The organism is Streptomyces sp. NPDC024555 (assembly GCF_055559335.1).
The window spans coordinates 42279-66513 of record NZ_JBVHKV010000024.1; the positions used below are offsets into that span (position 1 = coordinate 42279).

Annotated in this window: 28 protein-coding genes; 14 read left to right on the plus strand and 14 right to left on the minus strand. The window is 72.2% G+C overall.

Annotated elements, in window-relative coordinates; translation table 11 throughout:
- The first annotated feature begins 24 nt into the window (after positions 1–24).
- The 5 genes from ACZ4FH_RS31760 (at position 25) to ACZ4FH_RS31780 (ending at position 2769) form a co-directional block, all read left to right on the plus strand.
- Positions 25–675, plus strand: coding sequence for a TetR/AcrR family transcriptional regulator (locus ACZ4FH_RS31760; RefSeq protein ID WP_467309230.1), 651 nt, complete (start codon positions 25–27; stop codon positions 673–675).
- A gap of 210 nt (positions 676–885) precedes the next feature.
- The gene (locus ACZ4FH_RS31765) at positions 886–1302 is read left to right on the plus strand and encodes a MerR family transcriptional regulator (protein WP_467309231.1); all 417 of its coding nucleotides are present in this window, start codon (positions 886–888) and stop codon (positions 1300–1302) included.
- On the plus strand, positions 1299–1727 hold the full coding sequence (locus tag ACZ4FH_RS31770; protein ID WP_467309232.1) for a carboxymuconolactone decarboxylase family protein: 429 nt from the start codon (positions 1299–1301) through the stop codon (positions 1725–1727). The genes ACZ4FH_RS31765 and ACZ4FH_RS31770 overlap by 4 nt, the downstream gene beginning before the upstream one ends.
- Positions 1728–1773: 46 nt before the next feature.
- Positions 1774–2223, plus strand: coding sequence for a hypothetical protein (locus tag ACZ4FH_RS31775; RefSeq protein WP_467309233.1), 450 nt, complete (start codon positions 1774–1776; stop codon positions 2221–2223).
- A 51-nt stretch (positions 2224–2274) separates the two neighbouring features.
- A complete protein-coding gene (locus ACZ4FH_RS31780) occupies positions 2275–2769 on the plus strand; it encodes a GNAT family N-acetyltransferase (RefSeq protein ID WP_467309234.1) in 495 nt (164 codons plus the stop codon).
- A gap of 93 nt (positions 2770–2862) precedes the next feature.
- On the opposite strand, the gene ACZ4FH_RS31785 is transcribed toward ACZ4FH_RS31780, so the two are convergent.
- On the minus strand, positions 2863–4365 hold the full coding sequence (locus ACZ4FH_RS31785; protein WP_467309235.1) for an MFS transporter: 1503 nt from the start codon (positions 4363–4365) through the stop codon (positions 2863–2865).
- A gap of 175 nt (positions 4366–4540) precedes the next feature.
- Here ACZ4FH_RS31785 and ACZ4FH_RS31790 point away from each other — a divergent pair, with 175 nt between their 5' ends.
- The 6 genes from ACZ4FH_RS31790 (at position 4541) to ACZ4FH_RS31815 (ending at position 9696) form a co-directional block, all read left to right on the plus strand.
- Positions 4541–5188: a TetR/AcrR family transcriptional regulator gene (locus tag ACZ4FH_RS31790; RefSeq protein ID WP_467309311.1), complete on the plus strand. Its 648-nt coding sequence runs from the start codon at positions 4541–4543 to the stop codon at positions 5186–5188.
- A gap of 363 nt (positions 5189–5551) precedes the next feature.
- Positions 5552–6826: an APC family permease gene (locus ACZ4FH_RS31795; RefSeq protein WP_467309236.1), complete on the plus strand. Its 1275-nt coding sequence runs from the start codon at positions 5552–5554 to the stop codon at positions 6824–6826.
- 572 nt (positions 6827–7398) lie between these two features.
- Positions 7399–7596 (plus strand): hypothetical protein, encoded by a 198-nt coding sequence (locus tag ACZ4FH_RS31800; RefSeq protein WP_467309237.1) that lies wholly within the window; start codon positions 7399–7401, stop codon positions 7594–7596.
- A gap of 187 nt (positions 7597–7783) precedes the next feature.
- Positions 7784–8500 carry an SMI1/KNR4 family protein gene (locus ACZ4FH_RS31805; protein ID WP_467309238.1) on the plus strand — a complete coding sequence of 239 codons (717 nt, stop codon included), beginning with the start codon at positions 7784–7786 and terminating at the stop codon, positions 8498–8500.
- Between the two features lie 162 nt (positions 8501–8662).
- Positions 8663–8854, plus strand: a complete 192-nt coding sequence (locus ACZ4FH_RS31810; RefSeq protein ID WP_467309239.1) for a hypothetical protein — start codon at positions 8663–8665, stop codon at positions 8852–8854.
- A 470-nt stretch (positions 8855–9324) separates the two neighbouring features.
- Complete coding sequence (locus ACZ4FH_RS31815) at positions 9325–9696, plus strand: VOC family protein (protein WP_467309240.1); 372 nt, start codon at positions 9325–9327, stop codon at positions 9694–9696.
- A 109-nt stretch (positions 9697–9805) separates the two neighbouring features.
- Here the strand turns inward: ACZ4FH_RS31815 and ACZ4FH_RS31820 are convergent, their stop codons facing one another.
- Complete coding sequence (locus tag ACZ4FH_RS31820) at positions 9806–10378, minus strand: NIPSNAP family protein (protein WP_467309241.1); 573 nt, start codon at positions 10376–10378, stop codon at positions 9806–9808.
- A 106-nt stretch (positions 10379–10484) separates the two neighbouring features.
- On the opposite strand from ACZ4FH_RS31820, the gene ACZ4FH_RS31825 reads away from it, so the two are divergent.
- Positions 10485–11414 carry a helix-turn-helix transcriptional regulator gene (locus tag ACZ4FH_RS31825; protein WP_467309242.1) on the plus strand — a complete coding sequence of 310 codons (930 nt, stop codon included), beginning with the start codon at positions 10485–10487 and terminating at the stop codon, positions 11412–11414.
- A gap of 189 nt (positions 11415–11603) precedes the next feature.
- Here ACZ4FH_RS31825 and ACZ4FH_RS31830 read toward each other — a convergent pair whose 3' ends face one another.
- The 3 genes from ACZ4FH_RS31830 to ACZ4FH_RS31840 form a co-directional block, all read right to left on the minus strand.
- On the minus strand, positions 11604–12221 hold the full coding sequence (locus ACZ4FH_RS31830; RefSeq protein WP_467309243.1) for a hypothetical protein: 618 nt from the start codon (positions 12219–12221) through the stop codon (positions 11604–11606).
- 111 nt (positions 12222–12332) lie between these two features.
- Positions 12333–12569 (minus strand): twin-arginine translocase TatA/TatE family subunit, encoded by a 237-nt coding sequence (locus tag ACZ4FH_RS31835; RefSeq protein WP_467309244.1) that lies wholly within the window; start codon positions 12567–12569, stop codon positions 12333–12335.
- A 2-nt stretch (positions 12570–12571) separates the two neighbouring features.
- The gene (locus ACZ4FH_RS31840) at positions 12572–13591 is read right to left on the minus strand and encodes a sporulation protein (RefSeq protein ID WP_467309245.1); all 1020 of its coding nucleotides are present in this window, start codon (positions 13589–13591) and stop codon (positions 12572–12574) included.
- 445 nt (positions 13592–14036) lie between these two features.
- Between ACZ4FH_RS31840 and ACZ4FH_RS31845 the strand changes: the two genes are divergently transcribed.
- Complete coding sequence (locus tag ACZ4FH_RS31845; RefSeq protein ID WP_467309246.1) at positions 14037–14429, plus strand: BlaI/MecI/CopY family transcriptional regulator; 393 nt, start codon at positions 14037–14039, stop codon at positions 14427–14429.
- Between the two features lie 4 nt (positions 14430–14433).
- The gene (locus ACZ4FH_RS31850) at positions 14434–15366 is read left to right on the plus strand and encodes a M56 family metallopeptidase (RefSeq protein WP_467309247.1); all 933 of its coding nucleotides are present in this window, start codon (positions 14434–14436) and stop codon (positions 15364–15366) included.
- Between the two features lie 59 nt (positions 15367–15425).
- On the opposite strand, the gene ACZ4FH_RS31855 is transcribed toward ACZ4FH_RS31850, so the two are convergent.
- The 9 genes from ACZ4FH_RS31855 to sigK form a co-directional block, all read right to left on the minus strand.
- Entirely contained in the window at positions 15426–15881 is a 456-nt protein-coding gene (locus tag ACZ4FH_RS31855) for a tellurite resistance TerB family protein (RefSeq protein WP_467309248.1), read from the minus strand.
- A 134-nt stretch (positions 15882–16015) separates the two neighbouring features.
- Positions 16016–16753, minus strand: a complete 738-nt coding sequence (locus ACZ4FH_RS31860; protein WP_467309249.1) for an alpha/beta hydrolase — start codon at positions 16751–16753, stop codon at positions 16016–16018.
- Positions 16750–17580: a DUF1295 domain-containing protein gene (locus tag ACZ4FH_RS31865; RefSeq protein ID WP_467309250.1), complete on the minus strand. Its 831-nt coding sequence runs from the start codon at positions 17578–17580 to the stop codon at positions 16750–16752. Before ACZ4FH_RS31865 ends, ACZ4FH_RS31860 begins: the two co-directional genes overlap by 4 nt.
- Entirely contained in the window at positions 17577–18863 is a 1287-nt protein-coding gene (locus ACZ4FH_RS31870; protein ID WP_467309251.1) for a class I SAM-dependent methyltransferase, read from the minus strand. Before ACZ4FH_RS31870 ends, ACZ4FH_RS31865 begins: the two co-directional genes overlap by 4 nt.
- On the minus strand, positions 18860–20038 hold the full coding sequence (locus tag ACZ4FH_RS31875; RefSeq protein WP_467309252.1) for a class I SAM-dependent methyltransferase: 1179 nt from the start codon (positions 20036–20038) through the stop codon (positions 18860–18862). The genes ACZ4FH_RS31870 and ACZ4FH_RS31875 overlap by 4 nt, the downstream gene beginning before the upstream one ends.
- A gap of 164 nt (positions 20039–20202) precedes the next feature.
- On the minus strand, positions 20203–20949 hold the full coding sequence (locus ACZ4FH_RS31880) for a DUF1365 domain-containing protein (protein ID WP_467309253.1): 747 nt from the start codon (positions 20947–20949) through the stop codon (positions 20203–20205).
- Positions 20946–22205, minus strand: a complete 1260-nt coding sequence (locus tag ACZ4FH_RS31885) for an NAD(P)/FAD-dependent oxidoreductase (RefSeq protein WP_467309254.1) — start codon at positions 22203–22205, stop codon at positions 20946–20948. The genes ACZ4FH_RS31880 and ACZ4FH_RS31885 overlap by 4 nt, the downstream gene beginning before the upstream one ends.
- 287 nt (positions 22206–22492) lie before the next feature.
- Positions 22493–23245: an anti-sigma factor gene (locus ACZ4FH_RS31890; protein WP_467309255.1), complete on the minus strand. Its 753-nt coding sequence runs from the start codon at positions 23243–23245 to the stop codon at positions 22493–22495.
- Entirely contained in the window at positions 23242–23835 is a 594-nt protein-coding gene (sigK, locus tag ACZ4FH_RS31895; RefSeq protein WP_467309256.1) for an ECF RNA polymerase sigma factor SigK, read from the minus strand. Before sigK ends, ACZ4FH_RS31890 begins: the two co-directional genes overlap by 4 nt.
- Between the last annotated feature and the right edge of the window lie 400 nt (positions 23836–24235).

The following is a 24235-nucleotide window of genomic DNA, read 5'->3' on the forward strand; positions in this document are numbered from 1 at the left end:
CGCCCGTCGGGTAGCCTCTGAGCCATGAGCCAGCGAGCCGACGACGGATCCAGCCGGGAGCGCATCCTGGAAGCGGCCACCCGACTCTTCGCCGAGCGCGGGTACGACGCCACCAGCACCCGCGCCATCGCGGAGGCCGTCGGCCTCAACATCGCCACGGTCGCCTACCACGTCGGCGGCAAGCCGGACCTCTACCGCGCCGTCATGCGCCGCGCCCACCTCGCCCAGCGCGATGTCGCCACCACGGCCCTCGACCAGTTGCGCGCCTGCGGCTCCTCCGCGGACGAGACCCGCGCCGCGCTGCTCGGGTTCGTCGACACCTATCTCTCCTTCTGCCTCGGCCACCCCGAGGTCCCCGCGCTGTGGATGCGGCGCTGGCTCTCGGAGGGAGCCGAACTCGACGAGATCGAGACGGAGTTCGCCGGCCCGCTCGTCGCCGAGGTGGCGGCCGGTGTCCGCACGGTCCTGGACCGCGCCGGAATGGGCGCCGGGGTCGACATCGAGATGCTCGTCTTCACCATCGTCTGGACGACCCACTCCTTCGGCCAGGCCGGAGTGATCGACCCCGCCGGCCGCCGCCGCGGCCCCCATGACCTGCCCGCCCTGGACCGGTTCCGCCACCATCTGCACACGGTGGTGACCGGGGTGCTGGACCACGAGGCTCGTCCGCACTGAGTGCGACGGCACCACGCGGCCGGCACAGCGCCCCGGCGCGGCCCGTGCCGGAGTCGACCACCCGACTGGCCTACGAGTACAGCCGGTTCACCTTCTTCCCGTCGTGACGGAGTCACCGCCCTGCGGACCGCGGGCCCGCAGCGCCCGAGTGGCGCGCGTCACCATGGCGCCGCTTGATCTGGAGCGCGCTCCAGGTTCTAGGTTTGTCTTGTGACCGACGGAAACGCCCTCCCGCAACCGGAACCGACCCTCACGATCGCCCAGGTCGCCGAGCGTACGGGCCTCTCGCACGACACCCTCCGCTACTACGAGCGCGCCGGCCTGATCGACCGGGTCGGACGCACCACCGGCAACCAACGCCGTTACGCCGCAACGGATCTCGCCTGGCTGGAGTTCCTGATCCGCCTCCGCGAGACCGGCATGTCGATCAGCGACATGCAGCAGTACGCCCGGCTGCGGGCCGCCGGTGACGCCACCGTCGCCGCACGCCTCACGATGCTGCGCGACCACCGCCACGACCTCGCCGAACGCATCCGCACCCTGCGCCGCAACGCCGCCGCGCTCGACACCAAGATCACGCACTACGAACAGCTGCTCGACCAGCAGCCGGAAACGGACCAGCCATGAACACGCCCGCCCCCGCCGTCGCAGAGACCCGCCAGGACCGCTTCGACCGCGGAATGAAGACCCTCACGGCCATCGACGCCGAGGGCGGCCGGCGCGTCGTGGACGCCCTCGCCGACATCAGCCCCGAACTCGGCCACCAGGTCGTCTCCTGGGCCTTCGGCGACATCTACGAGCGCACCGCCCTGCCTCCGCGCGACCGCCAGCTCGTGACCCTCGGCATGCTCACGGCCCTGGGCGGCTGCGAACCCCAGCTGGACGTCCACATCAACGCCTCCCTCAATGTCGGCCTCACCCCCGAGGAGATCGTCGAAGCCCTCCTCCAGGCCGCCGTGTACTGCGGCATACCCAAGGCCCTCAACGCCACCTTCGTGGCCAAGAAGGTCTTCGCCGAGCGCGGCCTCCTCCCCGTCGGGCAGCAGCCGTAGCCGCGCGAGCGCGCAGAGGGCACACCAGGACCGGGGCGGAGGCGCGGTGGGCACGATCCTGAAGGGCGTGAACCGGATTCCGTGGCGCCGGCTGACACACGCGTACGGGACGGCGGAAGCGGTTCCCGGCCGGCTCTCCCGGGTGGCGTGGGGCGATGCGGCGACCAGCGCCTCGGCCTTGGCCGATCTCGGACTCTGGCTCGCCGAACTGTCCGTCTTCGACGCGACGGTGGAGGCGGTCCCGTTCTTCTGGGACCTCGCCGTGACCGAGTCGGTCAACGGCCGAGGCGAGGTGATCCACCTGCTCAGGACCGTCCTGGAGCAGGCCAATCCTCCACGCCTCGACGTGCAGTACGCGGCCCACCGCGCCGTACTGGAGGGCCGGGCACGGGCGGACCGGCTGACCGGCGACGGCGATCCCTCCGTGCGGGCCGCGGCCCGGGACCTGGTGGCCGCGATGGACGCCCACGGGTGCGGGCCGGGCTGTGCCGCCTGACCCTGGGCGCGGTGCGTCATCGGCGGCCTCTGCCCGTGCCAGGGTGACCGGATGACTGATCACAGAGCCCTCGCCGTCGTCCGCCGGCCGGGTCGGACCCCTCCGGGCGGTCTGGCCGCGCTGCTCACCGCGTACCACCTGCGGACGGAGGCCGAGAAGGGCGTTCCCGTGGCCGGCGTGGACGAACTGCCGGACCGGTATCGGGCGGAGATCACCGACCCCGGCACCGCCTTCGCGGACGCCGTCGTGCTGGTGGCGCTCCTGGGGGATGCCCCCGTGGGGTGCCTGGTGGTGTCCCCGCCGGCCGAGGGGCGGTCGGAGATCAAGAGGCTCTGGACCGACCCGGAGGCGCGCGGCCGAGGGGTGGCGTCGGCCTTGATCGGTGCGGCGCTCACGCAGGCCGCCGAGGACGGCGTGCACACGCTCCGGCTCTCGGTGTGGGAATGGCGGACCGGGGCGATCGCCCTCTACGAGCGGCTCGGATTCACCGTGACCGAGTCCTGGGAGGAGCGGAAGCAACTCGTGTGCATGCGGCGGGCCGTGTGAGCGGAGGCGGCCGCCGCGTACCCGACCAGCGCCATGGTCGGGTACGCGGCGGGTGGCCGGTGCTGTCGTCCGGGAAGGTGTTGCGCGCCCGGCCTACGCCTCCTGCGGGTGCTCCTCGACCGAGTGGGAGTCGGTGAGGCCGAGGGAGCCGAGGGCGGCGATCAGGCCGACGACGACGGCGAGGATGCCGTAGGTGATCCGTTCGCCGTGGAAGAAGGACTGGATCAGTTCGCCGCTCCAGACACCGGCCGGGAGCGTGGCGGTGACGAGGGCGGCGATCAGGGTGCCGGCGACGGCGGTGCCGACGCTGGAACCGACCTCCTGGGCGGTGTCGTTGAGGGCGGTGCCGATGGAGGTGCGGTTGCTGGGCATCGCGTCGACCAGCGCGACCGCGCAGATCGTCATCACCGTGCGCAGGCCGATCGTCATCACCACCATGCAGGCCGCGATGACCGCGTAACCGTGGTAGACGCCCCAGGCCATTCCGGCCAGCGAGACGGCCAGGCAGGCCGAGCCGACCAGGCAGGCGACACGGTGGCCGAAGCGGCGGGCGAGCCCTTCGGAGAGCGGGGTGGCCGCGATCATGGTCACGATGATCGGCAGGTTGGCCAGACCGGCGCGGACCGGGCTCCAGCCGTAGGCGTACTGGAAGTGCAGGATCATGCCGAACATCACGGCGGCCATGGCGATGGCCGTGCCGACCTGGGCGATCGCGGCGCCCCGGACTGTACCCCGCTTGAACACCTTCAGATCCAGCATGGGTGCGGCGGCCCGGCGCTCGCGCAATACGAACCCGGCCCCGGCGGCCACCGCGCCGACGACCGAGGCCAGCGTGGCGGCCGACAGCCAGCCGTGGTCGACGCCGCTGGTCAGCGAGTAGCAGGCGAGGCCCATGGCGGCGACGCTGAGGACGGCGCCGGGCAGGTCGAGGCGGTCGGTGGTGAGGTCCTCGCGGCGGTCGGCCGGGACCCCGAGCCGTACGCCGATGCAGGCGATGAGCGCGATCGGCGCGTTGACGACGAGCAGCCACTCCCACCGCACATGGGCGAGGGCCGTCCCGCCGAGGAGCGGGCCGAGCACGAAGCCGGACATGCCGACGATGATCATGACGGTCATGGCCCGCATCTGCAGGGCCTTCTCGTCGAAGAGCCGGAAGACCAGCGAATTGGTGATCGGGGCCATCGCCGCGGCCGGGATGCCGAGCGCGGCGCGCAACGCGATGAGCTGGCCGCTCGTGTCGACCGCGAAGGCGCAGAGGCTGAGCGCGCCGAAGATGCCCAGGCCGACCAGCAGCACCTTGCGCCGCCCGATCCGGTCGGCCATCGAGCCCGCGGTCAGCAGCAGGCCCCCGAAGGTCAGCGAGTACGCGCCCGTGACCCACTGCAACGAGGTGGTGCTGCCCCCGAGGTCGCGGCCGATGGTCGGCAGGGCGATGGAGAGCAGCGTGTTGTCGACCATCTCGACGAAGAAGGCCAGGCAGAGCGCGAACAGCGGGATCCAGGCCGCGCGGAGCGAGGGATATGTGCGCGAGCCGCTGTCGAGGGCGGCGGCGCCGGTGGCGTCAGGGGTGCCGGCGGTGCCGGTATCGGTAGTCATGGCGTCCTCCACTCGTACAGCGTTCGACTATCGAACGACGTTCGATGAGTTACGATAGAACAGCGTTCGATACGGATGCAAGGCAGGCAGGACAGGAACCGGTCGCGTAGGGATGTGAGCCGTGGCACGCATGCAGAGCCGCTCGGGCGAAGGACGCCGACGGGCGTCGCACTCGCTGGAGTCCGTGATCACCGAGACCGTGGCCCTGCTCGACGAGGCCGGCGAACAGGCGCTGACCTTCCGCGCCCTCGCGCAGCGCCTCGGCGGCGGCGTCGCCAGCATCTACTGGTACGTCGCCAACAAGGAGGAACTCCTCGACCGGGCCACCGACCACGTGATCGCCGGCGTCCTGACCGAGGTCGAAGCACTGCCCTCCACCGACGACCCCGTCGACGACCTGCGCGCGACGGCGCTGACCCTCTTCGCCGCGATCGTGAAGCGCCCCTGGCTCGGCATGCGCTTCATGCGCTCCGCACTCGCCCAGGGCAACTCGCTGCGGCTCTACGAACGGATCGGCCAGCACACCCTGCGCCTCGACCTCACCCCGCGCCAGCGCTTCCACGCGGTGACGGCCGTCCTCGGCGTCGTGGTCAGTTCGGCCCTCGACATCGGACAGGAGCCGCCCGCCGAGGTCCTCGACGGGGCGGTGAGCCGTGAGGAGTTCCTCGGCCGCTACACCCAGTCCTGGCGCACCCTCGACCCCGCCGAATTCCCGTACATCCACGAGACCGTGGACGAGTTCGACGGCCACGACGACGCCGACCAGTTCCGCTCCGCCCTCGATCTCACCCTGGCCGGCCTCCGGATCCAGGCCGGAGCCTGAACCGGGCGGCGTCCCGCACCGGGGCTCCGTGGCGCAGGCGCACGGCGGCGCGGCCGAGGCGGATGACGGCACGCCTGCCGCTCGGCGTCACGGGCTCCGCCGTCGCCTTCGGCCTCAACGGCTGCGCCTGCTGCGCGAACGCGCCTCAACGGTTGTGCCTGCTGCGCGAGCGCGCCCATACGGCTTCACTCCCCGCGAGCGCCGCATGAGCGGGCGCACCCGACGCCAACGGACCGCAGTCCCCTCCGGCCCGCCCCGGTGCACCGTCACCGTTCGCCACCGGCTGTTCGGATTCGTGCTCTATCGTGCCCGCGCACGGCGGAGTCCGTCCGCGCGGTGCGCATCGGGCAAGGAGAAGCGACCATGAGCAGCACGCCCTCACCCGCCGCCGGACTCCCCGACGAACTGCGGCGGCGTCTGGGCGTGCCGGACGCCGTGATGATCGGGCTGGGGTCGATGATCGGCGCCGGGATCTTCGCCGCGCTGGCCCCGGCGGCCCGCGCGGCCGGTTCCGGGCTGCTGCTCGGACTGGCCCTGGCCGCGGTCGTCGCGTACTGCAACGCCACTTCCTCCGCCCGGCTCGCCGCCCTCTACCCGGCCTCCGGCGGCACCTATGTGTACGGACGCGAACGGCTGGGCGCGTTCTGGGGCCACCTGGCGGGCTGGGCGTTCGTCGTCGGGAAGACGGCCTCCTGCGCGGCCATGGCGCTGACCGTCGGCACCTACCTCTGGCCCGCGCACGCACACGCGGTCGCCGTGGCCGCAGTCATCGCTCTCACGGTGGCCAACTGCACCGGTGTACAGAAGTCCGCCCTGCTCACGCGCGTGATCGTGGCCGTCGTCCTGGCCGTTCTGGCCGCGGTCGCCGTCACCGCTCTCGGCTCCGACGGGGCGGAGGCCCACCGCCTGGGCGTCGGTGCGGACGCGACGCCGGGCGGAGTGCTCCAGGCGGCGGGCCTGCTGTTCTTCGCCTTCGCCGGCTACGCCCGCATCGCCACGCTGGGCGAAGAGGTCCGCGACCCCGCCCGGACCATTCCGCGCGCCATTCCGATCGCCCTCGGGGTCGCCCTCCTTGTCTACGCCGTCGTCGCGGTCTCCACTCTCGTGGTCCTCGGTCCTCAGAACCTCGCCTCCGCCGCGGCCCCGCTGACGGAGACCGCCCGCGCGGCCGGCGCCGGCCGGCTCGTCCCCGTCGTCCGGATCACCGCCGCCCTCGCGGCCCTCGGCTCCCTTCTCGCACTCCTCCTCGGCGTGTCCCGCACCACCCTCGCCATGGCCCGCGACCACCACCTTCCCCACGCCCTGGCCGCGGTCCACCCGCGCTTCAAGGTCCCCCACCGGGCCGAACTCCTCGTGGGCGCCGTCGTCGCCGTCGCGGCCGCCACCACCGACGTACGCGGTGCGATCGGCTTCTCCTCCTTCGGCGTCCTGGCGTACTACGCCGTCGCCAACGCCTCCGCATGGACCCTGACCCCCGCCGAGGGCCGCCCCGCCCGCCTCGTCCCCGCCCTCGGCCTGGCCGGCTGCACCGCTCTGGCCTGCGCCCTGCCCCTGCCCTCCGTCGTCACCGGCGCGGCCGTACTCCTCGCCGGTGCCGCCGTGTACGCACTCCGCCGCGCCGGAGCCCGTCGCCGGTAGGAAGCGCCCGCCGGCCCAGGCCGGCTCGGCGTGTATCCCGTTCTCCCTTGCCCGTTCAGCCGTCTGCGCTGCCCTGCGCGGCCCCGCCGCGCACCGCACGACGACGGTGGGCCGCGTCAGCACCGGGTCACCACGGACTGCGCGAATTGCGAACAGGTGGACGGCCCCCTGTTCCGCCGCGTCCCTCCGGATAGCATGTCGCCTGGCTCGTTCCTTCGGAGCGGGTGGTGTGCCGGGAAGCCTGGTCGGCGTTGTCTCAGCCGTGCCCTGGAAGGTCTGCCGTGCCCCCGCTGTCCCGTACCCGGCCCCCGCGTGCCCACGATGCCGCCCGCCGCCACCACCGCCGGTCCGCCTTCGTTCCCGGGAGACCGCCGAGCGCCGTGGCCCGTGGCCCGACGCCGCTGGCGCACCGAGACAGGCGTCGCGCCTCCCGCAGGGCCGCACCCACCCCCCCCGCCGGTCCGGAGCCGGCCCCGCAGCAACTGCGGGACTCACCACGACCCTCGACCACACCGCCGCCCTCCGCTTTCCGCTTTCCTCCCCCCCCAACTCCCGCCCACCAAGGACCAGCCATGCCCCCACGAACACCCGCCTCCTCCTCCCAACCCCACATCGAAAGGGTGCTCATCTGCTTCGACGCCTACGACCGTGCCCGTGGGGCGGGCAACCGACTCCTCCCGACCGGCCGTGACTCCCGCCGCGACGAGCAGCGCGCCTTCGACGACCTCCGCCGAGCGATAGAAGAGCTCCGCGCGGTCGGCTTCGAGTAGGCAGGCGCCCCTTAACCCCGCAGCCGCGTCCGCATCCTCGGAGAAGGAGAGGACCCGCCCGGCCACCGCGTCACCGTCGACCTGCCCGAGGCCGACGGCCGCGGCGCGTCGCCATCCGTAGCGGGCACCACGTCCGTCCGTCCGGCGGTGGCGACGTCGTCGTGGGCGGGGCGGATATCGTCCTGGCATGACACAAGAGTTCGATCTTGCCGCGTCCCTCTCCGAAGGCGTGGAGAGCCGCAGCGGCGCATGGACGTTCATCCAGAACTTTGCCGCTCACTGGGCCGGGGCCGCACTCGGCGCCGCCGACGGATGGACGGAGGCCGACCTCGCCTCCGCCGAGGCGAGGCTGGGTGTTCCCCTCCCGGCCGTGCTGCGTGAGGCATACGCCCTCTTCGGGCGTCGCCGGGATCTCACCAGCAACCACGATGTGCTGCTCGACCCGGCGGACCTGTATGTCGATGAGGCACAGGAGGCCCTGGTCTTCCGCCACGAGAACCAGGGAGCCGCTTCCTGGGGCATCCTCCTGAAACACCTTCAGGACGATGATCCCGCGGTGTTCATCCGGCTCGATCTTGCCGACAAGAGCGCCGAGCAGTGGGAGCCGTGGCTGGAACGTCTCTCCCTCTGCTCCGTCGAGATCACTCTGTCCGAGTCCCTGCACGCCGATGACGAGCTCTGTGATTTCCTCCTCCCGGAGGACGACAGCCTGGAACTGCTGGAGACGCACTTCACGCGGCTGCCGTTCCCCACCTGTCCCCAGGGGGAGGAGACCCGCTGGTTCCTCGGCCGCGACGCCCTCGTACGCGATGACGACGGCGCGGCCCTCCTGGCCCGTGGCCGGACCGCGGAGGCCATCGACCGCGTACGTGACCTGATCCCCGGCGACTGGCTCAACGGCTGACCCCGACCACGCCCCGCTGCGGCAAGGAGACGTCACCTTCAGCCGCGCCCCCGGCGGCATAGGATGCGCTCCACGAACGTGGCCGAACGGATGGACGGGTGGGGGCTTGTGGTGCTGGGGGCCAGGAGGAGCGACGGCGGGTTGCCGAAGATTCCACGGAGCGTGGACCCACGGCGGGCCCGTGCCCTGCCGGTTCCGGCCGGAGCGCAGACCGACGCGCGCATGTTCATGCTGGGCGGCGACACCATCCGGGCGGTCAAGGTGATCGTCGACGCGACAGGCTACGACCTGCGGCAGGCCCGGGACATCGTGTACGCGCTGGTCTACGACGTCCAGGTGCCGACGGAGAACTGAGGACCCGCCCGCATCCGCATCTGCGCTGCCGGGGAACGGCATAAGGGACCACGCGGAGCAACAACAGGGCAGAGCGACACCGTCGATCCGTCGAGGCGGCGAAGCAGTTCTTGAGCACGAGGCCCGCAGCAGAAGCTGGAGTTGAATCCGGTTCCTGCACGCTGCGGCTCTGCCGCCTCCTGGTGGGGGCGGACGTCGGCGTAAAGGCCGAACTCGAACCGCCACGCAGCAAGCTGATCGAACTCGTCGATCGCGGCTGGCTGCGCACACTGCCCGACGGTCGGCCAGAGGGTCCGTAGGCAGTCGCCTGCCGCCCGTCCCGGATATCTGCTGGCATGTGAAGGTCCTGACCTGCTGTGCTTACGGCCCTGGGCGGAACGAGAACCACCACACCCTTTCCCGTTCCGCTCAACGCCGAGGAGCTTCCTCCACGGCGTGCCCGGCAGTTCACGAATCGGCTCGGAGGTCGCATGTCCCTGGGGATGGAACTGGTCGCGATAACGCTGGACTGCCCTGATCCACTGGCTCTGGCGGCGTTCTACCAGAAGGCCACGGGCTTTGAACCGCACCCGAAGTCGGACTCCGAGTTCGCCGGCCTCAATCGAGAAGACGGCCTCTTTATGGGCTTCCAGCGGGTCGAGGACTACCGGGCCCCGAGTTGGCCCGACGGGGCCGTCCCGCAGCAACTTCACATCTGCTTCAAGGCCGCGGAGAGCCTGGAGGAGACCGAGGCCCGTCTCCTGGAACTGGGTGCGGGAAAGCCGGATCACCAGCCGCACGGTGACAGGGCCCGGGTCCTCACCGACCCGGCAGGACACCCCTTCTGTATCGTCCGGCGCTGAGCGGTGCGGCGCCGGGGCTGGCCGAGAGGGGGAGGGTTCGTGCGGGAACCGCCGTGAGACAGCAGGCGGCACATCTCGCAAACCCCGCCGCCCCCTCGGACAGCACATTTCACGAGCGCGTGCGTGAGGAGTTCCGAGAATCCACCGGCTCCAATCGGAGCCGCCGGGCCGGCCAAGGGGCCGACTCGGCCCGGCCGAACCAGACGCGGACGTCCTCCCCGGCTCGTACGGGCAGCCGGGGAAAGTCGTTCTCGGCGTGCTCGGTACGGTGCAGCGCGTGGTGTGGGCCAAGGTGCCGGACGGCGTACGCGTCGAAGGCGGCCGCGTCGGCGGGGTGACAGACGGTCGCGCTCACCTCGCGCGCGCCCGGCTGCGGTAGGAAGCCCGGACCGCGCAGCAGCAGGACGTCGTCACTGTCGATCATGGTGGCGTTGGCGGTGTCGCGGTGCTCCCGCCACACCGGGCCGGTGTAGAACGCCTCCAGCGCACGCCGGCGATGTGCCATGTCGGGGAAGGCACGCAGCCAGACGAAGCGGTCGGGGTCGTCCAGGTCGCGGAACCGGCCGCCGACAGTGATGCCGACCGCTTCCTGCCCCGTCACGAACTCGCTCTCGAACAGCTCGATCAGCGTCTCCCGGGCGCCGGGATGCAGGGTGTACTGCCGGAGTTCGACGATGCTCATGCGGTGGCCTGCCCGGTGCGTGTGAGGTCCATGACCCAGGTGTCATCCATGGGCCGCAGGTTAGAGCCGGTCTGCTGACATCTTCTGTCAGTGGATACTGAACGGCATGCGCGCGAGCCGGCTGGTCACCCTCCTTCTGCTGCTCCAGAACCGGGGCCGGATGACCGCCCGGCAGCTGGCCGAGGAACTGGACGTCTCCGTCCGGACGGTCTACCGGGACGTCGACGCGCTCGGCGCCGCCGGGATCCCGCTGTACGGCGCCGCCGGGCACGCGGGCGGCTATCGCCTCGTCGACGGATACCGGACCCGGCTCACCGGACTGACCGTGGACGAGGCGAAGGCCGCCTTCCTCGTCGCCCTCCCCGGCGCCGCCGCCGAACTCGGCCTCGGAGAAGCGCTCACCACCGCCCTGCTCAAACTGCGTACGGCCCTACCGGTCGAACTGCGCGAGCACGCCGAACGAATCCAGGAACGCTTCCTGCTCGACGCCCCCGGCTGGTACGGCGCCGCCGACCAGGTGCCCCACCTGGCCACCGTCGCCGCCGCGCTGTGGGCGCGGAGCGCGGTGGAGTTGCGGTACCGGCGCTGGCGCGCGCCGGAGGAGATCGAGCGACGGGTGGAGCCGTACGGACTCGTTCTCAAGGCCGGCCGCTGGTACCTGGTCGCCGGCGGACCGTCCGGGATCCGCACCTACCGAGTCGACCAGATCCTCGGAGTCCGGCCGCTGGACGAAGAGTTCACCCCTCCGGACGGATTCGACCTGGCCGCCCACTGGAACGCCTACCTCGCCGGCTTCCGGGCCCGACTCCACACCGCGGACGCCCTGGTGCGCCTGACGCCGCAGGGTGCCCGCCTCCTCGGTCTGACACCCACGGGCGACGGATGGACGGAGGCCTCCGTGCCCATCGAGTCCATCGACCACGCCCACCGGGAATTCCTGCGGCTGGGCGCCGACATCGAGGTCCTGGCACCGGCCGAACTACGCAACCGCATCGCCCTGACGGTCCGGACCCTCGCTGCCCGCTACGAAGAATGACCCGTCGCCGGGCCAGACGTCCCGAGCGGGGCGACATGGCCTCGATGAAGCCGGGGTTTCCGGGCAGGTGCCGGCAACCGGGGCGCGGCGTGGAAGGCGGCCGGGAGGCCGCCCCGCTCGACGGGGTCGACCCGGTTGGGCAGGTGATCGACTTGGCGATTGGTGAGAACGACCGCGCCGTGGGGTGAGTCAGTCGTCGAACCAGACCACCAGTCTGACCCCGTCGTTGCCGTGCAGCCCGGCAAGCGTCCGCATGACCGCCCAGACAGGACCCCACTCGTCGTCGGGCACGGTGTCGCGGCGCCGGAGGCGCTCAACTCGGAACATCTGATCTCTATCGATCCACCGGGAGCCCTCGGGGAAGTGCTCACCGGGCCGGACTGCGATGTGAGCCGGCTGCCCGCAGAGATCGATGAATTGCAGAGGGGCGGAGTAGTGCCGCCGGAGGAATTGCCAGTCGCCTTGCGGATTCCGACGGTACTCGCGGATGTAGGCATCCGGTTCGTTGGACTCCTCATCCCAGTCGGCCCGCTCCAGCTCCGCCCAACTGACCCAGCTCGCGCTTCGCCCGGCCGTGGTCCTATGGCCGTCAAGAACGCGGTCCGAGGCGTCGGCAGGAAGTCCACGGAGGGGGGCCAATGGCGAAAACTGCTCGTTGTCGCAGACGCCGAACAGCGAGCCGAATGCGTCATAGTTCCTCGGCACCTTCAGATGGTCCAGGTCGATGACGGCGTGCCAGAACGAGTCCGCTTCATGGTTTCTGTAATCACGGTGGCACTCGATGAAGCCCCAGATGTCCTTTCCCATGTCGCGATGATGCCGTTCGCGGACCCGCTGCTCAACCGTCGTAACGGCTTATGAGCACCGGTACGCGTCCGTCACGACGGAGACCCCTTGCTGCCCGACAACCTCGGTGGGCTACTGAGGCGAGGGGCCCTGCCCGGTGTCACGCGGGGAGACCGTCTCGCCCTTGATGACGCGAGGCGGGGCGGGCGCTCCGTCGGCTCGGTCGTCCTCGTTCCTGAGTGCCTTGGCCTCCGCCTTGAAGATACGGGCCGACGAGCCCGCGGACCGGACCAGTCCCGGCAGCTTCTTCGCGCCGAGCACCACGACGACGACGATCAGGACGATCGCCATCTCGCTGATTCCGAACACGGTCAGTCCTCCCCGCCCTCGTCCTCGTCGTCGCCCTCGAAGAAGTCGCCGATCTCGTCGACGGCCTCGGCGGCGACCAGGCCGCCGACGACACCGACGGCGAGGCCTGCCGCGCCGACCGCGACGGCGGTGCCGAGGCCGGGGCCGGAGCGGGGGCCGCCGTCGTGGTGAGGGTGGTCGGCGTAGGGGTCGCCGTGGTGGCCGTGCGCGGTGTGGACCGTGTTGTGGGAGGAGTGGCCGTCGTAGGCCGTGCGGTGTTCGACGAGTTGCCGCACCCACCCGTCGACGAGCGTGGTCCAGTCCTGGTGCTGAACGCCGTCGTGGCCGACGGTGAACCGCGTGAGGGCGTCGTGGCCCTCGGTGAAGAGGCCGCCGCGCTTGTCCGCTTCGAGGACGACTTCCATGCCGCCGGGGGTGGCGAGGAAGGTGACCTCGATCTCGTTCACCGCGTGGGCGTACTGGGGGGCGGGCGTCAGCTCCAGCTCCTGGTAGAAGGGGAGTTGCTGTCCGGTGCCACCGATGCGGCCGTATTCCAGGTCAGCGGACCTGAAGCCGAAGCCGAGCCGGCCGAAGGCTTCGAGGATCGCCTCCTGGGCGGGGAGCGGCGCGACCGCGAGCTGGTCGAGGTCGCCCTTGTCGCGGGCGCCGGCGACCGAGAGCTCGGTGCGCACTCCCAGGACGATGCCGAGACCCTGGCCGTACAGCTCGGTGAGGGGGGTCTCCCACGGAAGGCGCACGGTGAACGGCAGGCTCTGCTCGGCACCGGCGGGCAGACGGAAGCCTCCGCCGACGGTGAACCGGTCGAACGCGACGACGCCCTGACTCTCGCCGTCGTCGTGCTCCGCTTCGACACGGGCGACGAGTTCCAGGGCGATGTGGTCGACGTCGAAGTCGGCGCTGCCGCCGCGGAGATGGACGTGGCCGGAGAGGCTGCCTCCGGGAGTCGTGGCTCCCGGAGTGAGCACGGTGTCGACCGTGGGGCCGCCCACGCCGAGCGAGCCGAGCAGTCGTTTGAACACCATCGAGGCGTTCACTCCCTTGATGTGCGTGCGAGGTGGGAAGAGAAGGACGTGGAGAGCGCGGGAGCGTCGTCACCGACCCCCACTTTCTACAACTGTGTAGAGCATAGGGCGCTGCGACCCCGCTTCGAGCGCTTGACGGCATCGCGCTGCGCGAAAGGCCGAAAGGTGCTGTCGGGTGTGCCGGTACGGGCCCTTGACGAGCGTCTTTTGCTGTGCCTTTACCGTTCCCGGTGCGGGAGGCGGTCCCTGCCCATGGCGCTGCCCGTTGCCCGCCCCTGCCGTGGCGCGCGCGCCGACCGGCCGCGTCCGGCGGTCTTCCGGCGGTCGCGCCCCGCCGTCGAGGGTGGAGCCCAACCGGCGGCCGTCCCGGCATTGGATACGATGACGCGTTCCCGCCCCTGGTGCGCCATCGCGTACGGGCAGTCATCGTGCAGGAGGCCCCATCGTGTCGCCCCCCTCGCCCCGTCCCTCACGGCGCCGGCACGGACAGCTGGAAGCGCAGATACTCGACCTGCTGCACGAAGCGGGGGAGCCCGTCACGGCGGGCTGGATCCGCGAACGCGTCCCCGGGGACCTCGCCCACACCACCGTCGTGACCATCCTCGCCCGCCTGCTCGGCAAGCAGGTGGTCACCCGCGTCCGCAGCGGGCGCTCCTTCCGGTGGTCACCGGCGGCCGACGGGGCGGGACTTGCCGCGATGAAGATGCGCAGGGTGCTGGACAGCGAGCCCGACCGGGATGCCGTGCTGGCGAGTTTCCTGGTGTCGCTCTCCGAGTCCGACGAGCGGACCGTCCGCGAACTCCTGCGGCGCACGGGCGACGAGACGGGGACGGGCTGAGCCGGTGGGCGTGTTCGTGCTCCTTCCGCTGGTCCTTCCCGTGACTGCCTGGCCGGTCGCCCACCTCGCGTCGGTGCGGCTGCACCCGCGGACCGCCACCCGCCTGCTCACCGGTGTGGGGGTCGTGATGGCGGCATGCTCCACGCTGTGCCTCGCCCTTCTGGTGGTGGCCGGTACGGCCCAGCTGCCGGGGAACCCGCTGCCGGACGGCTGGTCGTCGCCCGCGGTACGGGCCGTGATCCCGCACGACGAAGCCGTGGGCATCGCCGCCATCCCCGTTCTCCTGTTCGCCCTCCTGGGCAGCGCGAGGGTCGTTTCGCGTGACTGCCGGGTACGACGGCGTGCGCACCGGGCCCTGGCACATCTGCGCCCCACCGCCGTGGTGGTGCTTCCCGACGAGCGCCCCTACGCGCACGCCCTCCCGGGCCGGACCGCGGGGCGCATCGTCGTGACCACGGGACTGCTCGGCGCGCTCGAACCCCGCGAACGGCGCGCGCTGTTCGCCCACGAGCGGGCGCACCTCACCGGCCACCACCACCGATACGTGCTCGCGGCGCGGCTGGCCGCCCGCTGCAACCCGTTCCTGCGCCCGCTGTGCACGGCCGTCTCGTTCACGACGGAGCGATGGGCGGACGAGGACGCCGCTCGCGTGCTGGGCGACCGGACCGTCGTGGCGCGGGCCATCGGCAGGGCCGCGCTCTTCCCGCCGGTGGGCGCCGCCGCGGTGCTTCCCGCGATGGCGGCACCGGGCCAGGTGCCCCGGCGGATGTCCGCCCTGCTCGCGCCGGCCCCGGTCGCCCGGAGCTGGCCCCCGCTCTTCACCGGTGTGGGCATCGCCTCATGGACGGCGGGCGCGGGCACCGTCCTGTCGGCCCTGTCGTCGGCGAATTCCACCATCACCCTGCTGGCGGTGCTCCGCGCGGCGACACCGATGTGAACGAGCCCCGGAACGGCCGGCGTTCGACCTGCCGGTCCGGGGCCCTTCCCGCGCAGCGCCTACAGATCGAACTCGTGCGGCGCCACGCCCAGCATCAGACAGGCCTCGCGCACGACCGCTCGCTCCTGCTGGTCGAAGTCGCCGTCGGCGCCGCCGATGACGATGCCGATCTGGATGACCGCGCGTGCCTCGTTCTCCTTCTTCTTCGCCTTGGCGACCTCTTGCAGGACGCTCACCTTGCCGAAGTCGAAGTCGGAGAGGAGCCTGTCGAGGTTGGCGTCGAACCGCCGCTGCAGGTCGGTGGCGTCGAAGTTCTGCAACACCTCGTTACTCGTGATCAACTGGGCGACCCGGCGCCGCTCGGACGGGTCGACGGTGCCGTCGGCCGCGGCCACCAGGGCGCACATCGCCATCGACGCGTCACGGAAGGCGCCGGACTTCAGATCGTTCTTCTTCGCCACCAACTGCGTCTGCATGGTTGACGCGGATTCCTTGATGCGGTCCCACAGGGCCACGAGCGTTCCTCCGGATGCGGTGTTCCACCGAACTGGTTTCTACAACAATGTAGAAACTAGCGAGGATGTGGAGTAGTTCCCCATCGATCCGGGATCTTGGCCGAAACCCGTAGGGTCCGGTGCTGGCGCGGGCATCACCGGCCGGGAAGAAGGACGTCATGGGCGTCGACCGGTTCGGCACCCCAGGGGGCCTCCTCGTACGGGGTGCTGCCTTCCGCTGCCGGGATCCCGAGGATCGTCGCGACACAGTCCGTGGTGAGCCGGTGCCAGAGGCGGGCGTCGCGGATCATGGCGTGGCGGCCGCGGGGCATGCGGATGCCCCGGACACGGGCACCAGCCGTACGGGCGCGGGCGAGACAGTCCCAGGTCTGCGCGGCCGAGGTGATCCGGTCGGCCTCGTCATGGAGGGCCATGACCGTACGGTCCGTCAGATGCCCGGCCGGCTCGTCCGGCGGGCACCACGGGGCGAGGGCGACAACGCCCCGTACCTGGGGCTCGTCGGCGGCACGCAGCGCCGCTCGGGCGCCCATGGAATGCCCGACGAGGACCACGGGCAGCGGTCCGGCAGCACGGCGCAGTTCCTCCAGGGCGCGCCGGGTGTCCAGGACGGGATCGGCCCGCTGCCCGTTCCAGCCGCGCATCCGGTAGCGGACGGAGGCGATCAGCACGCCCGCGAGGCGGGCGTCCCGGTCCATCGCACGGGCGAACGGGCGCATCCGCAGACCCGGCAGGTTGAGCGGAGGCGGTGGTGCGAGGGAGTCGGCGCGGCCCCCGTGCAGGAGGAGGACCGCCCCGGGCGCGGCCGGGCCCGGCGGCCTGGAGAGCACGAGGGCGCGGTGTTCCCGTACACCGTCGGACGGGTGCCGGCTCATCCGGTGCCCGTCCGCCCGGCCGGCGCGGCTCTGCGCGGGGGCCGCGGAAAGAAGCCGCTGGTTCGTGCGGCGTACTCCGCGTAGCCGGGACGATCGGCCATGTGCTTCTCCAGGAGGCGTTTGCCGCTGCCGACGGTCAGCAGAAGGGTCATCAGGACCGGGGAGACAAGGACCATGAGAGCAGGTTGCCAGGCGGTGCACGCCAGCAGGTACAGCCCCCACCACACGAGGCTGTCGCCGAAGTAGTTGGGGTGCCTCGTCCAGGCCCACAGACCCCGGTCCATGATGCGTCCCCGGTGGGCGGGATTCCTTTTGAAACGGGCCAGTTGGTGGTCCCCGACGGCCTCGAACCCGAGTCCGAGGGCCCACAGCGCGATCCCGCAGAGGGCCGGGACGCCCAGGGGACGGGAGCTGTAGGAGGCGGCCTGGACGGGCAGGGAGATCACCCACACCAGGGCCGCCTGCGTGAGGTGGACGGTGCGCAGCGCGTACAGGGTCCGGTTGCCCCGGGCCTTGTCGAGGAGGGCGCTGTAGCGCGGGTCCTCACCGTGGCCTCGCGAGCGCCGCGCGATGTGCGCGGCCAGGCGCAGCCCCCAGACCGCGGTGGCCGCGGCGACGAGCAGCCGCCGCCCGTCGTCGCCGTGCCCGGCGGAGAGCAGCCATGTGACGGCGGCGACGACGGCGAAGGCGAGACCCCAGGCGATGTCGACGACGCGGTGCAGCCCCCGGCGGACGGCCACGGCGAAGGTCACGAGGAACATCAGGCCCATCGCGACCGCGCAGCAGACGAGATTGAGGCCGAGGGCACCCCAGTCGGTACCGGTCACTCCGCACCCCGTGCGGCGTACCAGGTGACGGGGGTGGCCGGCATGGCGGAAGCCCCCTCACGGGTCGGGCGCACGGCGAGGATCTGGTCGACGCCCATACGGCGTTCGGCGAAGGCCAGCGAGGCCCCGGCCAGGTAGAGGCGCCACACCCGGCCGGTGGTCTCCCCGACCAGTGCCCGGACCTCGTCCCAGCGGTCTTCGAGGGCGGTGCGCCAGGCGTCGATCGTGGTGGTGTAGTGCTCGCGGAGGGATTCCGCGGAGCGGACTTCGAGCCCCGCGTCCTCCAGCAGGTCCACGGTCCGGCCGACTGGGCGCATGTGCATGTCGGGGACGATGTACGTCTCGATGAAGGCCCCTCCGCCGGGGGCGTGGGCGCCTCGGGACATCTGCTGGACCAGCAGCCGGCCCTCGGGGCGCAGCACGCCGTGGAGCTTCGCGGCGAACGCGGGGTACTCCGCGGCGCCGACGTGCTCGCCCATCTCGACGGCGGCCGCCGCGTCGTAGCCCGCGCCGTCCACGTGCCGCCAGTGCCGGAGGGTGACGTCCACCAGATCGGCCACCCCTTCGCGCGCGGCCCGCTCGGCGACGAAGTCGCGCTGGGCCCGCGAGAGCGTGACGGCGGTGACGCGCACCCGGTGCTCGCGGGCGGCGTGCACGGTGAGCGAACCCCAGCCGCAGCCCACGTCGAGCAGTCGGTCCCCGGCGCGCAGGGCCAGCTTGCGGCAGATCAGTTCGAGTTTGTCACGCTGGGCGTCGGCGAGGGTGTACGCGGGATCGCCGGGGCGGGTCCAGTAGGCGCAGGAGTACGCCATGGACGGGTCGAGGAGGAGCGCGTAGAAGTCGTTGGACAGGTCGTAGTGGTGGCTGATGGCGGCCCGGTCGCGGGAGGCGCTGTGCAGCGGGCCGGTCGGGCGGGCCCGCCCGCCGGGGCGGGGCGGGGGCGGCCCGATCGCGCCGAGACGCACGGCGAGGGCGGCGGCCGCCGCCAGACCGGTCGGCCGGAGGCGCGTGGCGGGCCGGTCGCGGACGGTCCGGCCGGCCCGTGACAGGGCGTCGGCGAGGTCCCCCTCGACATCGAGGTCGCCCGCGATGTACGCCTCGGCGAGGCCGAGTTCACCGGGCCGCCGGACCAGCCGACGCAGCGCGTCGGGGGAGCGGACCGTGACGAGCGGGGCGTCCGAGGGGCCGGACCGGCTGCCGTCCCAGGCGTGCACGCGTACGGGGAGGGGGCCCGGGACTACGTGGCCGATCAGGCGGGCGAGGGAATCGGCGGCGTGCTTCAACGGGGGGTCCCTTCGATGAGGAGCAGGTGGCGCACGTCGAGGTAGCCGGAGCGGAATCCGGCTTCCGAGTAGGCGAGGTAGAACGTCCACATCCGCTGGAAGACGGTGTCGAAGCCGAGCGCGGCGAGGGTGGGCCGGGCGGCGGTGAACCGCTCGCGCCACAGCCGGAGGGTTTCCGCGTAGTGCACGCCGAAGCCGTGGTCGGCGGCCGTCGTCAGCCCGGCACCCTCGGAGTGCTCGGCGAGGGCCCGGCGGGAGGGGATCAGGCCGCCGGGGAACACGTACTTGCTGATGAAGGTGTGCGTGGCGGCGGTGCGCAGCATCTGCTCGTGGCCCATGGTGATGGACTGCAGGGCGATCCTGCCGCCGGGGGCCAGGGCACGGCGCAGCGCCGCGAAGTAGGACGGCCAGTACTCCGCGCCGACGGCCTCGATCATCTCCACGCTCACCACCGCGTCGAAGCGGCCCTCGGCGTCGCGGTAGTCGCGCAGTTGCACGTCGACCCGGTCGGCGAGCCCGGCGGCGGCGATCCTGGCACGGGCGAGGCCGGCCTGTTCGGCGGAGAGGGTCAGGGTGGTGACCCCGGCTCCTCGGGCGGCGGCCCGCAGGGCGAGTTCGCCCCAGCCGGTGCCGATCTCCAGCAGCCGGGTCCCGTCGCCGACCCCGGCGAGGTCCAGGAGCCGGTCGATCTTGCGGTGCTGCGCTTCCGCGAGATCGGCGGCGCGGGCCGGGAAGGCGGCGAAGAGGGCGGAGGAGTAGGACAGGGTGGGATCGAGAAAGGCGGCGAACAGGTCGTTCGACAGGTCGTAGTGGCGCCGGATGTTCGCGCGGGCCCCGGCGCGCGTGTTGCGGTCGGCGGCCGGCCGGGCGGAGACCCACAGGCGGCGCAGCCGCCGCAGCGGGGCCGGGACCAGCGTGTCGGCGTGGCCCGCGAGCACGGTCAGCGCTCCGGCCAGGTCGTCGCTGTCCCATTCCCCGGCCATGTAGGACTCGCCGAAGCCGATGAGGCCGTCGCGGGCGATCCGCCGGTGGAAGGCGTCCGGGTCATGGACCGTCAGCAGCCGGCCGGTGGCTCCGGCCCCGGGCGCGGCGAGCCCGAGCCGGTCCAGGGCCCGTCCCACGAGCGCGCGGGCCACCACCGTCCGCACGGGCCCCGCGGACGGCTCCCGCGCCACGTCCGGCCAGCGCTCCGCGTCGACTTCGGCACGGCGTACGGCGGGCGCGCCGCGACGGGTGCCGGACGCCGATGACGTCCGCCGACCGGACCCGTTCGGCGCGGGGACTCCGACGGCGCGACGGGACGGCCCGGCGGGACCCGAGGATGCGGGGGAGTGCTGGGTCACGAGGGCGTTCCCTTCTGCGGGGTGGACCGTGGGCGGGGATGTACGGGCAGGCCGCGCAGCAGCAGGGCGATGCCGTGGCGGCCGATACCGGTCCGGACGGCGGCGGTCGACCACGGTCTGCGGACGGCGGCGGACAGGAGGGCGGGCACGGTGGCGGGGCGTCGGCGGCCCCGGACGACGGCGGTGAACACCCGCCCGTGCGCCTGGTCGAGGTGCACGGCCAGGCGCAGCCGTTCCCCGGGCAGCGGCAACCGCATCCGGTAGCGGCCCTCGACCGCGAGGAACGGCGAGACGTAGAACGCCTTGTCGGCCTCCGCCGCACCGGAACCGTCCGGGCGCAGCAGGTAACAGTGGCGCTGCCCGTAGGTGTTGTGGACCTCCGCCACGACACACACCAGGACGCCGGACCGGTCGTGGCACCAGAACACACTCAGCGGATTGAAGACGAACCCGAACACCCGGGCATGCGCCAGCATCGTGACGCGCCCGCCGTCCAGGTCGATGCCGTGGGCGGCGAGGCAGGCGTCGAGCCCCGAGCGGATCGTGCCGGACGTCCCGCCGAAATGGTCGCGGGCGTCGAACCGGGCGAGCGGTCGCACCGGCCGGGGCAGCACCGGCAGCCGGTCCAGGTCCACACACCACAGATAGGTGCGGTGCCGGAACGTGCGCCGCAGCGGCGTCGTGCGGGTGTGCGAGATCACGCAGTCGTACAACGCCGCCACGGGCTCCTCGGCCCCGGTCACCACCGCGCTCCCAGGGAGCGGGCGGCAGCGACACCGGAGCGGCAGCCGTCCTCGTGGAATCCCCAGCCGTGCCAGGCCCCCGCGTAGGCGGTGATCCCGTCGTTCAGGCGGGGCAGCAGCTTCTGGGCCGCGACGGACGCGGACGTGTACACCGGGTGCTCGTACACCATCCGCTCCACCACCCGGTCGGCGCCGATCCCGTCCTCCCCGCCCAGGGTGACGACGTAGTCGGCCCCGTCGGGCAGCCGCTGGAGGCGCCGCATGTCGTAACTGACGCGTACCGGCTCCGCGGACGGGTCACAGCCGGACATCCGGTAGTTCCAACAGGCACGGGCCCGCGGCGAGCGCGGCAGCACGGTGGTGTCGGTGTGCAGCACCGTGGGGTTGCGCGCATACCTGAACGCGCCCAGCACCCGCCGCTCCTCCTGCGTGGGGTCGCCCAGCAGGCGCAGCGCCTGATCGGGGTGGGTGGCGATGACGACGCCGTCGAACGCGTCCGTGCCCCTGTTCGCGGCGGTGACCAGGGCGCCCCGGCCGGTGCGCCGGACCGTGCCGACGGGGCTGGAGGTGTGGACGCGCTGGACGCGTTTCGCGGCGGCGGTGACGTACGCGGCGGAGCCGCCGGTGACGGTCCTCCACCGCGGGGAGCCGGTCACGGACAGCAGACCGTGATGGTGGAGGAACGCGAACAGATACGCGGCCGGATAGGCCAGTGCCGTTCGCGCCGGGCAGGACCACACCGCGGCGACCAGCGGCAGAGCGAAATGGCCGACGAAGTAGCGGGAGAAGCCGCCTGCCCGCAGGAAGTCCCCGAACGTGAGGTCCGCGTCGGCTCCCCGCGCCAGGACACGCCGGGCACCGCGGTGGAAGACCGGTACCTCGGCGAGCAGCCGCAGATGGCGGCCCCTCAGCGCGGCCCGCGAAGCGAACAGCGCGGCCGGTCCCCGCGCCCCCGCGTACTCCAGACCGCAGCCGTCGCACCGCACCGACATGCTCATCTCGGCGTCCTGCGTGCTGATGCCCAGTTCACGCAACAGCCGCAGCAGCGTGGGGTACGTCCGTTCGTTGTGGACGATGAACCCCGAGTCCACCCCCACCATGTCCCCGCCGGGGCCCGGCAGTTCATGCGTGTGGGCGTGACCGCCGAGCCGGTGGTCCGCCTCGTACAGGGTGACCTCGTACGAGGACGCCAGGACGTAGGCCGCGGTCAGGCCCGCGACTCCGCTTCCCACCACGGCCACTTTCCGTACGTCCACTCCAGGTGCTCCTCACTCCACACGCCGCCCGGCTGCCGCGCTTCATCTGTACTTCGCAGCGGTGCGGCGGCCGGATTGGAGGAGATTCGAAGCGGTGCGGCGGCTGCGGTCGGGCAGAGCCGGGCGAACCGAGGAACGCGTCGCGCCGGTGGAAGCGGCCGCCGTCCGGGTGCCCGCCGGCAGGGCGGACGGCGACCGACGGTCTCCCCGGTTCTCGGGGAGACCGCGCGGACGTCGGTGCGCTGCCCCGTGCGCGCAACCGCGGAAGGCCGCGGCGGCCGGGGCGGTCAGGCGGAAAGGGGCATCAGGAGCAGGGGATCGGTGGTGGGCCTGGGTGAGCCCCCGGCGGGTTCGAGGGTGAGCCCGACGGCACCGGCGTCGGCCGGGTTCCCGGCGAGGACGACGGTGCCGTCGTGGTCGATGAGACCTGCGGGACGCATCGTGCCGTCGTGGTCGAGCCACAGTTGGTAGGTCTTCCCGGGGCCGGGCGCGGGGAGACCGGCGGCCGTGAAGACCGCCCTGTTCTGCCGGTCGGAGGAGACCACGGTGGTCAGCGCACCGTTCTCGGTCCGCCCGTGGACGGTTCGCGCGTCGGGGGCCGCGAGGAGCGCGGTCACCGTGTCGAGCTGCCGCTGGGACTGGCGGGCCCGGTCCCTGAGGTCCTGTCCGTTCCTCAGCTGCCAGACGGCTACCCCGCCGAGCGCGGCGGCTGCCACGCAGGCGGCCAGCGCCAGGGGGACGGCGCGGCGGCTCAGCAGCCTGCGGAGCGAGGGCCCCGCGGAAGCGGGGGCGGCCACGCGCGGCGGCAGCTGCCGGACTCCGTCGACGGCCGCCATGACCCGTGCCTTGGCCGCGGCGGGCGGCGGCTGGGACACGGCCGCCGCCAGACGGGCCGCGGTCGCCTCGAACTCGACGGCTTCCTGCCGGCAGGGCTCACAGCCCCGCAGATGGCTGGCGAAGGTTCTCCGCTCCCCGTCGTCGAGCGCGCCGAGAGCGTAGGCGGCCGCGAGGGTGTGGGCGTCGGTGGCGTGGTGCTTCATGTGGTCACCCCCATGCAGTCGCGGAGCCGGATGAGCCCGTCCCGCATGCGTGTCTTGATGGTCGGAAGCGGAGCGCGCAGCGTTTCGGCGACCTCACGGTAGGTCAGCCCCTGGTAGTAGGCCAGCGTCACCGCCTGGTGCTGAAGTTCGGTCAGGCCCCGCAGACAGCGGCGTACCTGCTCCGACTCCAGACGTGTCTCGACCTGCTCCGCCACCTCGTCGAACGCGGTCGCGTGCTCGCGGGCCGCCTGAGCGTGCTCGCGGGCCGTGGCGGCCTGCGCGGAGCGAACCCGGTCCACGGCCCGCCGATGCGCGATCGTGGCCGCCCACGTCACGACGGAGCCGGCCCCCGGCCGGTAGCGCGCCGCCTGCCGCCACAGGTCGATCATGACCTCCTGGGCGACCTCCTCGGACTGGGAACGGTCGCGCACCACCTTGACCACGATCCCGAACACCAACGGTGCGAGAGCGTCGTAGAGAACGGAGAAGGCCTCCTTGTCACCATGGGCCACCTTCTGCATGACATCGACGAGATCGCGACCGGAAGACCCGTGGGACCGGTCGTCGCTGAGGGGGATCGGTTGGTTCACCTGTGGGGCTCCGGCCGTGGCGAGAGAACGAAGTGGCGGCCCGGGGTGGCCGTCGGAGGGCGGGGCGTCCATTGCATGCCGGTCCTTGTGCCGTCGCTGTGACGGGACCGGGCCACCCCATGGGGCGGTCCGGCCCTGGAAACCTGAGTGCGTTTCGCCTGTTCTTCGTAGCCGACGCGCTCGCGGATGGGAGGCGACTTCGCCAGGCACGCAGGAGGGGATCGGCCCGGTGGAGGGGAAGCCGGGCCGAGGCTCAGAGAGCGTCCGGAGTATCGGCTCGTTTCGCCGGCTCGGAGGTGACCCGGCTCAGCAGCACGGTCGGCGACGGCATGACGGCGTATCAGGTGTTCGTACTCTCGTCCGCGGCTGGGGCCCAGGCTGCCACGACGGGGAGTTGGGC

Excerpts from the sequence above, each read along its gene's own strand:
- ACZ4FH_RS31760 (WP_467309230.1), top strand. The coding sequence starts at position 25 with ATGAGCCAGCGAGCCGACGACGGATCCAGCCGGGAGCGCATCCTGGAA.
- ACZ4FH_RS31770 (WP_467309232.1), top strand. The coding sequence starts at position 1,299 with ATGAACACGCCCGCCCCCGCCGTCGCAGAGACCCGCCAGGACCGCTTC.
- ACZ4FH_RS31780 (WP_467309234.1), top strand. The coding sequence starts at position 2,275 with ATGACTGATCACAGAGCCCTCGCCGTCGTCCGCCGGCCGGGTCGGACC.
- ACZ4FH_RS31785 (WP_467309235.1), bottom strand. The coding sequence starts at position 4,365 with ATGACTACCGATACCGGCACCGCCGGCACCCCTGACGCCACCGGCGCC.
- ACZ4FH_RS31795 (WP_467309236.1), top strand. The coding sequence starts at position 5,552 with ATGAGCAGCACGCCCTCACCCGCCGCCGGACTCCCCGACGAACTGCGG.
- ACZ4FH_RS31800 (WP_467309237.1), top strand. The coding sequence starts at position 7,399 with ATGCCCCCACGAACACCCGCCTCCTCCTCCCAACCCCACATCGAAAGG.
- ACZ4FH_RS31805 (WP_467309238.1), top strand. The coding sequence starts at position 7,784 with ATGACACAAGAGTTCGATCTTGCCGCGTCCCTCTCCGAAGGCGTGGAG.
- ACZ4FH_RS31815 (WP_467309240.1), top strand. The coding sequence starts at position 9,325 with ATGTCCCTGGGGATGGAACTGGTCGCGATAACGCTGGACTGCCCTGAT.
- ACZ4FH_RS31820 (WP_467309241.1), bottom strand. The coding sequence starts at position 10,378 with ATGAGCATCGTCGAACTCCGGCAGTACACCCTGCATCCCGGCGCCCGG.
- ACZ4FH_RS31825 (WP_467309242.1), top strand. The coding sequence starts at position 10,485 with ATGCGCGCGAGCCGGCTGGTCACCCTCCTTCTGCTGCTCCAGAACCGG.
- ACZ4FH_RS31830 (WP_467309243.1), bottom strand. The coding sequence starts at position 12,221 with ATGGGAAAGGACATCTGGGGCTTCATCGAGTGCCACCGTGATTACAGA.
- ACZ4FH_RS31840 (WP_467309245.1), bottom strand. The coding sequence starts at position 13,591 with ATGGTGTTCAAACGACTGCTCGGCTCGCTCGGCGTGGGCGGCCCCACG.
- ACZ4FH_RS31860 (WP_467309249.1), bottom strand. The coding sequence starts at position 16,753 with ATGAGCCGGCACCCGTCCGACGGTGTACGGGAACACCGCGCCCTCGTG.
- ACZ4FH_RS31890 (WP_467309255.1), bottom strand. The coding sequence starts at position 23,245 with ATGAAGCACCACGCCACCGACGCCCACACCCTCGCGGCCGCCTACGCT.